Origin of the sequence: Pseudoalteromonas sp. OFAV1, assembly GCF_021532595.1 — a bacterium.
Lineage (GTDB): Bacteria > Pseudomonadota > Gammaproteobacteria > Enterobacterales > Alteromonadaceae > Pseudoalteromonas > Pseudoalteromonas lipolytica_C.
Window position 1 is genome coordinate 60,485 of sequence record NZ_JAKGBG010000020.1, and the last position, 11,863, is coordinate 72,347.

The window sequence follows — 11,863 nt, forward strand, 5'->3', positions numbered from 1 at the left end:
ATTGGCGCCCTACAACTTGGGAACGAACGATTACCAGAAGCGGTAGTAAATAAAGGCAGTAATACCAATAATACCCGCGGTATGAATGTAATCCCACTTATCTAAGCCGGCAGCTACTTCTTTCATAGTTGCTTTATCTAGGCTTGAGAAAGTAAGACCTTTCAATTGTTCTTCGTCTGCTTGTTTGGTGAAAATACTCACCACAATCATAATCGCAACGACCACGACAAATAGCAGAATACAGTAATATAACCAGTTCATCGTGGTGATCCACGCAAACGATGAACCTGTTAAATCATCCTTAAACGGTAGTAACACTAAGCGGATCATACCCAGTACAAACCCTGATACTAAGCCCACAAAACCCGCTGTTGGAGTGATGCGTTTACTACATAAACCTAGTAAGAATACCGCAGCAATACCCGGTGCAATAAGAGACTGCACACTTTGCAAGTATTCATAAAGCACATCGGCAATTAAGCTCATCACGGGTATCCATAGAAGGCCTAATACAACAATAACGATAGTGGCAATGCGGCCTACTTTAAGAAGGTGCTTCTCAGTTGATTCTGGTTTGAATTTTTTATAGAAATCAATGGTAAACAAGGTCGCTGATGAGTTAAATAATGATGCTAAAGAGCTCATAAGAGCCGCTACTAAACCACCAATTACAATTCCCTTTACGCCCGCTGGTAATAGCTCAGCAACTAACGTTGGGAAGGCTTGGTCAGCACTTTCATAGCTAATAATACCTTTAACATTTAATGCGTATGCAATCATGCCCGGTACTAAGAAGATAAATACAGGAAGTAGCTTTAAGTAACCGGCAAACATGGTACCACGACGGGCTTCTTTAATGCCTTTTGCAGATAAAACACGTTGTACGATGTATTGGTCTGTACACCAATACCAAAAACCAATTATGAATGAACCAAACACAATGCCAGGCCATGGGAATTCAGCATCTGAAGCACTACGAATAAGGTGCATATTAGCATCGTTGATACGCTCAACTTCTGCCCAGCCACCTACTTTATCTAAACCAACAACTAATATGACTAAGGAACCAATAATCAGCACAGGGGTCTGCAACACCGAGGTCCACATGATGGCTTTCATACCGCCAAGTACCGTATAAATACCAGTAATCACCACAAGGCCAATGGCTGAAATCCAAAAGAAATCGATACCCCAAATACTCTCAATACCTAGGATTGTTTTAAACGCGATACCACCGGCATAAACCGTCACCGCAACCTTGGTTAATACATAACTAATCAATGAGATAACAGATAAGAATGTACGTGATTTAGAGTTAAAGCGGCGCTCAAGGAACTCTGGCATGGTGTAGACTTTACTACTCCAATAAAAAGGCACGAAAATCCAACCGAGTAGTAGAATGATCCACGATTGCATCTCCCAGTGAGCCAGTGCCATACCCGATTGTGCACCTGAACCTGAAAGGCCCACTAAATGTTCCGAGCCAATGTTTGATGCGAAAATAGAGGCACCAATCACTAACCAACTTGCATTACGACCCGCTAAAAAGTAATCAGCGGTGTCTTCTTCTTTTTGTCGCATAGACATCACGACAACGCCCAGTAACAGGACAAAAAATCCTGCTAGCACTGCCCAGTCTAAGGTACTTAGTTCGACCATCGTGTGTTCCACCTAATTTTGAAAGAGAATTTTTGCTTTTTTAGTTGTCTAATAAAAATATTATATTATAAATAAGCCAAGTGAAAGAGATTTGTTAAAATAAGGTGACACTATGTAGTTGAAATGGTGACTTGATTGCGCAATTTATAGACACTTGTATTAGGCTATTTTTTGTTTGTTATTGATTTAAATCAATTATTTCCAGGATGACGGAATAGCTTTATAGATGTATCATATTACTCAGATCTTTTGAGGAACACACATGGCGCGCTTAGAAAATTTAAACCTATCACAACAAGTTACCAATGAGCTTGGTAAGGCAATTATTGTTGGAGATTATAACTCTGAAACGGGGCTACCAACCGAAGCACAATTATGCGAAGTGTATGGTATTAGCCGCACAGCTGTTCGTGAAGCAGTGAAAATGCTTGCAGCAAAAGGACTGATTTCTTCTCGTCCACGACAAGGTATTCGTGTTGAGTCTGCTGATAACTGGAATTTATACGATACAAGCGTATTAAAATGGTTGTTAGAAAGCAGCCCATCGCTGTACGTATTAAAAGAATTCTTACAAGTGCGCTTGGCGATTGAGCCACAAGCAGCAGCACTTGCAGCAAGAAAAGGCGACCAAGCAGCCATTGCAGAAATCAAAATGGCACTCGATAAAATGCAAGCGGCAGCAGAAGAGCCAGAAGGCGTAATGCATGAGCCAGATCTTGCCTTCCACACTGCAATTTTACATGCCAGTGGTAACCGTTTCTTCTATCAATTACGTGATTTTATTAGCACCGCATTACACGTGAGTATTCAACATACTACACCTGCTAAGGGCAACAAAAAGGCCATCGCTGAAGAGCACTTTAAAGTGTATAACGCGATTGCGAGCGGCGATCCTGAGCGTGCTAAAAACATGATGACGTACATGATTGATGAAGCAATGGCGTTTATTGAAAAAGAAATCGCTGATAAAGAAGCGGCTCAATAAGTATCGCTTCTTGACGTTGTAATTACTTTAAAACAAAAGGTTATCATGCCAAATTCGAACGAGCTAAAAACAGTTTACCCAAGCCTTGCTGGTAAGAGTGTGTTTATTACTGGCGGTGCATCGGGAATTGGTGAAGTAATGGTAACGCGGTTCTGCGAGCAGGGCGCGAAAGTCACCTTTGTTGATATTGCAACCGAGCAAAGCGATGCGTTATGCGCAAAATTAGCGGGTAAATATGAGTTTGACCCGCAATTTATTCATTGCGATATACGTGATGTAGAAGCCTTAAAAGCGGCCATTGAGCAAACTCGTCAGCAACAGGGTGACATTGGTGTGCTAATTAATAATGCAGCCGATGACACCCGTCATGCAGCTGAAAATATGGATGTGAAATATTGGGAAGATAAGTTTGCTGTTAACTTACGCCCGTGTTTCTTTTCATCGCAAGCTGTGGTTGAACAGATGCAGCGCTTAGGTGGTGGTAGCATTATTAATATGGGGTCGGTTAGTTGGCGTATTAAGCAAACAGGTATGCCGGCTTATACAACTGCCAAAGCGGGGATCGAAGGTTTAACCCGTTCATTGGCTGCTTCATATGGTAAAGATAATATTCGTGTAAATTCACTGGTTCCGGGGTGGGTGATGACTGAGCGCCAAATTACTCATTGGCTAACCCCAGAAATGATTGAAGATGTTCGTTTAAGTCAGTGTATTAACGAAACAATTCAACCAGACCATGTAGTGAATGCCGCGCTATTCTTAGCCGCTGATGATAGCTGCATGATGACAGCACAATCACTGATAGTGGATGCAGGTTGGACTTAACTAAATTGTCAGTTGCATTAACTTAAAGCAAAGAAAAAATTTTACACAATTCAAATGATACTATAATAATAAATAATTATTTAAAACATTTGAAATCTCATAGTTAGGAAGGTGGTAAGAAAGTTTGACCGACTTTGTGCTTGTTTATTTAATTCTGATTATTGGCGCTTGCCTGCAAAGTGTTATTGGCTTTGGTTTAGGCATGTTATGTGTGCCAGTGCTTTACTGGCTAATGCCAGAGCTGGTGCCGGGACCAATGATTTTGAATGCGCTGTTTTTAACGTCGGTGTTAATGATTAAACACCGTGGCGCGATAGACATGAAACAAACAGGCATATCCATTATTGGTGGAGCTGTGGGGGTTATCTTTGCTGCTATTGTGATGTTGTATGTCAATGCGAAGCAGTATCAGCTATTGCTTGGGGTGAGTATTTTGGTGGTGGTGGCGTTGTCTATCATAGGTATGAAACCGAAAATTTCCACCATTACAAGCTTGCTAGCGTCGATGTCGTCGGGCTTTTTAGGCACCACTACTTCTGCTGGTGGCGCGCCAATGGGGCTGCTCTATCAAGCTGAAGATAAAGACAAAATTAAAGCTAACCTAAGCGCCTTTTTCGTATTTATAAACTTGTTTGGCATTGTTGTACTGATGCTTACAGGCTCTGCCGATATGGCTGATGTGAAGTTGTTCTTTTTCTGCTTACCCGCAATTTTAATTGGCTGGGGCTTGTCGTTTGTGATCAACAATAACCTCAATGAAAAGGCCATTCGCGGCATCATCTTACTGGTTGCTGGTTTATCTGGCCTAGCACTTATTTTCATACACAGATAGAATGAGAATAGTTCAGCTGTTTGTGTAATGAAGCCTATGCTCGATGACACCATTAAAGTAATCATTTCTAGTCAATGCCAATTAGGCGAAGGTGCCTATTTTGCCAAGGCGCATAACTGTTTATTTTGGGTCGATATTTTAGGGCAACGTTTGTTTCGTTTAGATTGCCAATCAATGCGCGTTAGCCAGTTTACTATGCCAGAACCTATTTGCTGGGTGATGGAAACCGAGCAAGGCGAATTAGTGGCAGGCTTTGCTAAAGGTGTTTATAAGCTAAATAGTGAAGACTTTAGCCGCGAGCTAGTTTATGCAATAGATCACGAACCGCTACAAAATCGCTTAAACGATGGCAAAACGTCTCGCCAAGGCTTTGGCTTTTTTGGCTCAATGGACTCTCAAGAGCAAAGCAGTAGTGGCAAGTTATACCGTTTTGGTCATGGCCAGACTCCGACAGCGGTAGATCATGGCTACACTATTAGTAATGGCCCTGCGGTAAGTAAAAATGGCCAGTTTCTATATTCTACAGACTCAGATAAACAAACAATCTACCGCTTCACTCTGAGTGAGCAAGGCGAACTTGCTGATAAACAAGAGTTTATTCGCTTTACTGACAATATGGGCTTTCCTGATGGCATGACCGTCGATAGCGAAGATCATCTTTGGGTTGCCGCATGGAATGGTTATGGCATTTATCGTTTTGCTCCAAGTGGTGAGCAGGTGCAGTTTATTCGCTTGCCCGCACCGCGTGTTACGAGTGTCGCATTTGTCGGCGAGGAGCTCACACATCTTGCGGTGACGACTGCTGCAGTAGGGTTAGAAGACTCGGTGCTCGCTGATTACCCGCACAGTGGGGGCGTGTTTATTCTTGAGCCGGGCGTTAAAGGTATTGCTGAAACGCCCCTAAAACTATAGGTTTTCCATCACTTGATAACGCAATTCGCCAAGAAATGCGCGTGCTGCCGGACCTAGTTTGTCACCATCTTTAAAGAGCAAATGTAACTTAGCGCTACGACTACTGTTATGAGTTAAATTGAGCGCTTTCATTTGCCCAGCAGCGAGTTGTTTTTCTATCGCTATTTTTGGTAGCCATGCAAAGCCAAGTCCATTACTGATCATATCAATCGAAGTGCGCATATGAGTAACGGTCCAGCGCTGATCGGCACCTAACCAGCCACCATCTTGTTTGTGTTTTTTTGCTGAGTCGCGAACAACAATTTGGCGGTGTGACTTTAAATCTTCGAGAGTGATTTCACGCTCTATCGCATGCAAAGGGTGATCTGGATGGGCGACGGCAATAAACTCGATATCGCATAATTCTTCGTGAAAGTTTGCCGCTATCGGAAAGCCGGTAATGGCAATATCAACCTGATCGTTTTCGAGCAGCTCATTGCCCCCCATCAGCACAGACTCATGCAGCTCAATACGCAGTTGCGGGTATTGCGACGAAGTATCGTTAAGCACTTTATAAAGCAATTGCTGCGGAAAAATAGCATCAACAGCAATGCGTAATTTACTTTCGATACCTTCACCTAAGGTTTGACCTATGGCCTCAACTTTTGCAGCTTCATCAAGTAAGTAATTGGCACGGCGCAGTATCATTTCACCAGATTCAGTGAGTACTGTTTTACGGCCTTGGATACTGAATAACTTTACATTGAGTGCAGATTCAATCTTACCAACCGCATTATGAATACTCGATTGGCTTTTATGAATGCCTTGTGAGGCTTGGTTGAAGCCTCCAAATTCAACAACAGCACGAAACATGCGCCACTGTTCTAGCGTAATTCTTAGCATGATGTTCCTTTGCTTACTTAACTGCCTAATAGTACCTGTAAATGCTGAAAAAGTTTACTTTTTAGCAGTGGGCAACTCAATATACTCAAGCTCATCACCAGGAATGCTTGCAAAGCGCTGAGCTTGCCAATCTTGTTTTGCTTGCTCGATGCGCTGTTTGCTGTAAGCGACAAAATTCCAGTGTAAATATGGGACTTTATTAAATTTACTGCCACCAAGTAAAATAAAGCGGCTGTGCACCAGTGTCGTTATTTCGTGTTCGCTGTCATCAAGTAGCACAAAGTCGCCTTGGGTATAGCGAGTATCACCCACACTAATTTCACCATAAATAACATACACGGCGGTTTCATGATGAGGATGCGGTTTAGTAATATGGCTACCTTGCTCGGCTACCGTATCTACATAAAACATCGGCGAGTAGCTTTTCACCGGCGAGCTTAAGCCATAGGCATCACCCACGATGAGTCGCATCAACACGCCTTTTTCTATTTTTTCAGGTAGTTGCTGTTTTTTGATATGTTCAAAGCGCGGTGCTATTTCGGTCATACTCTCAGGTAAAGCAACCCAGCATTGCAGGCCATTGATGTCGTGCTCGCTCGCCCGCACCTCAAGGCTTTCTCTTTCTGAGTGCACTATACCACGACCTGCTGTCATCCAGTTAACATCGCCGGGTTCTATTTGCAGGCTATTACCTAGCGAATCGCGATGGTAAATGCTGCCCGTAAATAAATAAGTGAGCGTTGACAGGCCAATATGAGGGTGAGGCTTTACATTTATGCCTTCACCGCGAGGAAAGTGATTCGGCCCCATGTGGTCAAAAAAGATAAATGGGCCTACCATTTTCTTGTCAAAATGCGGCAAGATGCGTTTTACATCGAGCCCACCAATATCGTGGCTGGTTGCTGTTAATAATTTTGCCATGCTCGCGCCTCTTAAAAATAAACTCAGCCAATAACCTAGGGTATTGGCTGGGATTAATATTATGCCTGACTACGCTTTAAAACTAGTTGATCTAGGCTGATTTTGCCTGCCCCAACACTGGCTAATGCTAAAAAGCCGCCAGCCATTGCAATGTTTTTGTAGAACATTAAAAATTGCATTTGATCATCAAGTTGAAAGTGGAATAACAAAGCACTGACTATGCTGAAACCAGCAAAAGCGACAGCGGTTAGTTGTGTTAAAAAGCCCAGTAAAATAAATAACCCGCCAACAATTTCAAAGGCAATCACAAACGGCAGTAAGAACTCTGGTAAACCTACTGATGCCATGTACTGCGCTGTTGCATCAAAGAATTCTATTTTGCTAAAGCCTGTTAGTAAAAAGATGGCCGATAAACCAATACGTGCCAATAAAGTGCTAATATTTTGTAATTGTGGTTGTGCTGTTATTAAAGTAAAAAGTTTCATAGTAGATATCCTGTTTAGTTAAGCAGTGTGTTTGCGATGGAGTAACTATAAGTTCACTTTAAAAGAATTAAAAATTGTAAAATTAGCGTTTATCATTCTTTAAAAAAGAATTTAAAAGGAGGTTGAATATGAAGTTGTTGTTATTAATAGGGTTTAGTTTTTCGGTGGCAGTAAGCAGCTTGGTGTTTGCTAATCAAAATTTACCAAATAGCCACCATTATGAGTTATTAGCTTCAGATATTGCGGTGCAGCAAAGCTGGCAAGTTAAAGACACAATTAAAGGTTATGAGATGCTGGAATATCAAATAAACCTTAATAAAGGTAATACCTTAATGGTTGATTTGGCTCCTTCAAACTCGAGTAACTACTTTAATATTTTACCAAAAGGTAATCCAACCGCTTTGTTTGTTGGCCCGGCAAAAGGTGATCATGCCGAGGTTAAAATTCCTGATAATGGCGATTATGTGATTCGGGTGTTTCTAATGCGCAATGCTGCGCGCCGTGATGAGCAAAGTGAATTTACAGCCGATATCACGGTATTAAAAAATACATTAAAAGGCATGCACCCAAGCTGGGATGTCGATGGTGATGGGGTAAATGATTGCGAGAAAGACGGTAGCTGCGATCACACTGTTGACTACAGTCTTCCTCGAAAGTCGAATTAGGCCGCGTTTAGGCCTAATTAAGCGTATTACTCAGGCGCCACTTCAAGCGTTGTGAATAATGAGTAGCGTACGTTATCGATATCTGCCTCTGTTGGCTTTTGATCAACAGATGCTTCAATCAGATACATGTCGGCATGAGCGAAAGTCACCGTAAAGAAGCCTTTTTTATCGGTTGTTACTTTAACTTCGTCGCGTTCATTACGGTAGCGAGCACTACCACGAACAATAGCAAGCTCAACGTCAGCAGCTGGTTTGCCATCCATTAATAATTGGAACTTAGCCTCTTCACCTGCAAACAGATCGTTCGGGTGAGTTGGGCCTGAAATTTCTAAGCCCTGACCAAGCAATGTTGGCTTAGAAGTGCCATTTCGGCTAACGAAAGTATCAACCGTTGCGATTGATTTTACAGTGCGCACGTCGGTTGCACCTGCCGGTAGGTCTGCTTCTTTTTTACCTGCAAACACACGACCGCGATTACCGTCTTTGTCTTTATAAAAAGTCATTAGCATTGGTTTTTGCTGCATAGCAATATGGTAAGTACCGTCTTGAGATAAACTCACTGCCGCTGAATTTTTGCGTTTTAAGTAGTATGCGCGAATTGTTTCTTCAACCGGTTTACCATCTGGAGCAAGGGCAATTAATAGGTTGTCGTCGTACTCTGCGCCTTTTTCTTTCGGGCGGTATGCTTTATCTGGGCTAAACAACTCATTTGAAATACTGGCATCGATCATCACATAGTGAGTTTTCTCACCTGATAAAGAAGTGTGAGATGGCATTAACCAACGGGCATGTGCTTGTGCATAGCCAGACGCGATTGCTGTGAAGGTCACGGCGCCGATCAGCGCCGTTTTTAATAATCTTAATTTCATTGTTTGTCCTTAATTACTGGTAATGGTAACAAAGCTAGTAGCGAACTCTTTTTCGCCTTTAATTGTGACTTTGCCGTCTTTCGTTAAGTCGATTTCAACGCGGGTGTAATCTCGGCCACCTTCTTCACGAACAACCTCGACATTAAGCAGGTAGCTACCAGGTTTAACTGGATTACCTTTTAAATCTTTTCCTTGCCACTCAATGGTATAAGTACCAGGGCGTTTTGTTGCACCCGTCACACCATCGAAGTTGTCGTTGCTACGGCCGGCTTTTCGCCACCACTGACGTAAGTCTTTAAACCATTCAGCTTTTTCGACCCAAAGTGCAATAGTGGTAACGTGTTTACGTTCAGGTGTTTCTAGCCATAGCGCCACGTAAGGGCGATGATATGGGGAAACATCTAGCTCTGGTAAGGTGAACTCAACGGTTAGGTTGGCGTTTTTTGCAAAGCTCAGTGAGCTGAATAAACAGCTGATCAATAGAGCGGCGATTAAGTGGGCTTGTTTCATTAAGATACTCCTTTAAGTTGAGGCACCCAAACTAGATAAATGACCAAAGGCGTGGCAACACCAACAAGCGTTAACCAAAGGCCTGCGGCCCGTTTTTTACGGTTTTGAAAGAGAATAATTAATCCGGTGATGGCAAACAGAATCATCAAAACAGCCGAGATATCAATGACCCAGCTCCATGCTTCACCTGTATGGCGGCCTTTGTGTAGATCGCCAATCAGACTCATAAAGCCACCGGTTTGATAATCAATATTAAGTTCGCCCGTTTGAAAATCGATTTCGGCGTAAGCAAAGCCTGCTGGCAGCGGGTAGTCGAGCATCACCAAAGCATCTTCTTTTTCCCACTCAATACTTTTTACATTACTTAGTGAAAATTGCTGCTGCATGTACTGTTCTATATCAGGGTATAGGCTCGGTAACGTGTCGAGATTAGCTTGTGCTTTTTCGAATAACTCCGCAGAAACAAGTAGTTGGTTCTGACCATTATGTTTATCATTTTCGAGCCAACTAACGTGATTCAGAATAATGCCGCTGACACAAAATAAAATAAGTAAAAAGAATAGGGCAGTTGAAAGGTATATATGTAAGGCGCGGCTTACACTATAAAAGCTGCGTTTATTTAAAGAAAACATAATTAGGTGTATTTGTTTGTTATATGTATATGATAATGATTTGCATTAGTGATAACAAGCAAGTTTACGTTCTTTACATTTCTTTGCGTTAGAAATGAATAGCAAGATAAGCCATTACCGCAAGTTGCGAGCTAAGAAAACAAGCAAGCAACATTAAGCGGGTGTGTGTGGTCAGTTTAGTTTGAATTAGGGTTGGTTTATTTGGCGCTGATGGGCGGTTAATTAAATAGGCTAAAACGCTTAACTCAATCACCGCCACCAAATACATAACCCAAATTGGCGCGGCACTTTGTAGTAAAAAAGCATACCCGATAGCCATGCCCAAACCTGCTAAGAACTTAGCGCGAGTAGGAACGACCTTATATTCTTGCCAAAACCTTAAAGGCTGGCCGTATCTAGGGTGGTTTAGCAGCCAGGCAGAGAGCTTAGGTGATGAGCGGGTAAAGCACGCCAATGCTAGTATAAAAAAGATAGTTGTAGGCATCACAGGTAATGCAATACCTATGATACCTAAACCCACCATCAATAACCCGAGTAATTGATAGCAGCCATTTTTATAGGCGGTAAACGCCGCTCTCACATTCATCAATAAAATTGGGCCTGATAAAACTTAAATCGTTGCAGTGCTTGCTCTGCACCTTCTATCAAGGTGGCCTGTTGCTGTTCACTGAGCTCAAGGTTATCAATAAGATGACTTAGTTGACAGCCTTTAGAGTACTTACTGGCTTTAGCAAGGTAGCGCGCACCACGTTGATTATTTAACTTTAGCTCAGCTTCAACTTGTTTACCTAATGTAGTTGCAGAAAATTGCGACCCTTCAACTACATACAGCCAACCAAGTACATAGGCAAAGTCGGCATTTTGAAAGCGACAGGGTTGATATTTATGATTTGGTAACGGGTGTTTTAAATCGTTTAAATCCTGCTCGATTAAAGATAATCGCGTACGATCATGCAAGTTATCTATATACTGATGTAAACCAGCATGTTCGTATAGACCTTTTAATTCTGATTGAAAGGCATACTGTAAGGTTAAAAACTTTTTATAGTTATCTAAATCAGCACTAGGCGCTAGTGCTAATAGATGATGGTCAATATCATCCGTGATGGTGTTTATCGCTTGTTTTAGCTTTTCAGCTCGAGAAAGTAGCTCGAGTATTGACATGAATATGTTCCTCTGCAACGTCTTCAAAGTAAATGCACGGGGTAGTTGATGTTGTCATAGGGTCTATACCCGTAATTTCTAAGAGCTAATTTGATATAGCTACTATACAGCTTTTATCAATAAATCTAGCTCAGAATGGCGCTACATAATAATGATTTTCATTTGTATAGCCAGAAAATGTTTTTGCTAGAGGTACAGATCGGACCTGCATCAATAGAGCTGTCAGCACTTGGGTCGTGAGGCAAGAAGTTTGCTAGTAACTACAGAGCGCTAAAAGTAGCGTAGAATTGTTGTGTGTTTTTGAGTAAAGATAAAGCAAGGAGACTAGCTCCTTGCTTATGCGTATTAGTGTTAGAAATAATAACCTATATTGATATTGAAGCGGGTTTCAGTCTCGTCGCTGTCGCCAGCAATTGAACCACCAACAAATGGTTGGTTTTTCGCTTGTACAAAATCAAAGTAAGTGAATAAACCACCTGCAGCGACAGATACACCGGTTACGTTCATCCATGTATCTTCGCT

General features: G+C 42.0%; 13 protein-coding genes and 2 pseudogenes. 5 read left to right on the forward strand and 10 right to left on the reverse strand.

The window, feature by feature from the left end; genetic code table 11:
- Window positions 1-30 precede the first annotated feature (30 nt).
- Window positions 31-1,659, reverse strand: coding sequence for a sodium:solute symporter (locus tag L1267_RS12750; RefSeq protein WP_235383103.1), 1,629 nt, complete (start codon window positions 1,657-1,659; stop codon window positions 31-33).
- Window positions 1,660-1,921: 262 nt separating this feature from the next.
- Between L1267_RS12750 and L1267_RS12755 the strand changes: the two genes are divergently transcribed.
- The 4 genes from L1267_RS12755 to L1267_RS12770 all read left to right on the forward strand — a co-directional run bounded on the left by L1267_RS12755 (window position 1,922) and on the right by L1267_RS12770 (window position 5,213).
- The gene (locus tag L1267_RS12755) at window positions 1,922-2,644 is read left to right on the forward strand and encodes a FadR/GntR family transcriptional regulator (protein WP_135923032.1); all 723 of its coding nucleotides are present in this window, start codon (window positions 1,922-1,924) and stop codon (window positions 2,642-2,644) included.
- 45 nt (window positions 2,645-2,689) lie between these two features.
- Window positions 2,690-3,469, forward strand: a complete 780-nt coding sequence (locus L1267_RS12760) for an SDR family NAD(P)-dependent oxidoreductase (RefSeq protein WP_235383104.1) — start codon at window positions 2,690-2,692, stop codon at window positions 3,467-3,469.
- A gap of 124 nt (window positions 3,470-3,593) precedes the next feature.
- A complete protein-coding gene (locus tag L1267_RS12765; protein ID WP_135923030.1) occupies window positions 3,594-4,301 on the forward strand; it encodes a sulfite exporter TauE/SafE family protein in 708 nt (235 codons plus the stop codon).
- 27 nt (window positions 4,302-4,328) lie between these two features.
- Complete coding sequence (locus L1267_RS12770; protein ID WP_235383105.1) at window positions 4,329-5,213, forward strand: SMP-30/gluconolactonase/LRE family protein; 885 nt, start codon at window positions 4,329-4,331, stop codon at window positions 5,211-5,213.
- Here L1267_RS12770 and L1267_RS12775 read toward each other — a convergent pair.
- From L1267_RS12775 to L1267_RS12785, 3 genes are read right to left on the reverse strand one after another with little or no spacing between them, the layout of a single operon-like run.
- Window positions 5,208-6,095, reverse strand: coding sequence for a LysR family transcriptional regulator (locus L1267_RS12775; RefSeq protein WP_135923029.1), 888 nt, complete (start codon window positions 6,093-6,095; stop codon window positions 5,208-5,210). The two genes, L1267_RS12770 and L1267_RS12775, sit on opposite strands and share 6 nt — an antisense overlap.
- Window positions 6,096-6,149: 54 nt before the next feature.
- A complete protein-coding gene (locus tag L1267_RS12780) occupies window positions 6,150-7,016 on the reverse strand; it encodes a pirin family protein (RefSeq protein WP_235383106.1) in 867 nt (288 codons plus the stop codon).
- 59 nt (window positions 7,017-7,075) lie between these two features.
- Window positions 7,076-7,501, reverse strand: coding sequence for a DoxX family protein (locus L1267_RS12785; protein ID WP_135923027.1), 426 nt, complete (start codon window positions 7,499-7,501; stop codon window positions 7,076-7,078).
- Window positions 7,502-7,629: 128 nt separating this feature from the next.
- Between L1267_RS12785 and L1267_RS12790 the strand changes: the two genes are divergently transcribed.
- On the forward strand, window positions 7,630-8,166 hold the full coding sequence (locus tag L1267_RS12790; protein ID WP_235383107.1) for a hypothetical protein: 537 nt from the start codon (window positions 7,630-7,632) through the stop codon (window positions 8,164-8,166).
- A gap of 26 nt (window positions 8,167-8,192) precedes the next feature.
- Here L1267_RS12790 and L1267_RS12795 read toward each other — a convergent pair whose 3' ends face one another.
- From L1267_RS12795 to L1267_RS12820, 6 genes and pseudogenes are all read right to left on the reverse strand, one after another.
- Window positions 8,193-9,035, reverse strand: coding sequence for a DUF4198 domain-containing protein (locus L1267_RS12795; protein WP_199527190.1), 843 nt, complete (start codon window positions 9,033-9,035; stop codon window positions 8,193-8,195).
- 9 nt (window positions 9,036-9,044) lie between these two features.
- Window positions 9,045-9,545, reverse strand: a complete 501-nt coding sequence (locus L1267_RS12800; protein WP_235383108.1) for a DUF2271 domain-containing protein — start codon at window positions 9,543-9,545, stop codon at window positions 9,045-9,047.
- Entirely contained in the window at window positions 9,545-10,177 is a 633-nt protein-coding gene (locus L1267_RS12805) for a PepSY-associated TM helix domain-containing protein (protein ID WP_235383109.1), read from the reverse strand. Before L1267_RS12805 ends, L1267_RS12800 begins: the two co-directional genes overlap by 1 nt.
- 196 nt (window positions 10,178-10,373) lie before the next feature.
- A pseudogene (locus tag L1267_RS12810) lies at window positions 10,374-10,763 on the reverse strand (YbaN family protein); the annotation flags it as partial.
- Window positions 10,763-11,341, reverse strand: a complete 579-nt coding sequence (locus tag L1267_RS12815) for a biliverdin-producing heme oxygenase (protein WP_135923022.1) — start codon at window positions 11,339-11,341, stop codon at window positions 10,763-10,765. The gene L1267_RS12815 and the pseudogene L1267_RS12810, both read right to left, overlap by 1 nt.
- 351 nt (window positions 11,342-11,692) lie before the next feature.
- Window positions 11,693-11,863: pseudogene (locus tag L1267_RS12820) on the reverse strand (carbohydrate porin); the annotation flags it as partial.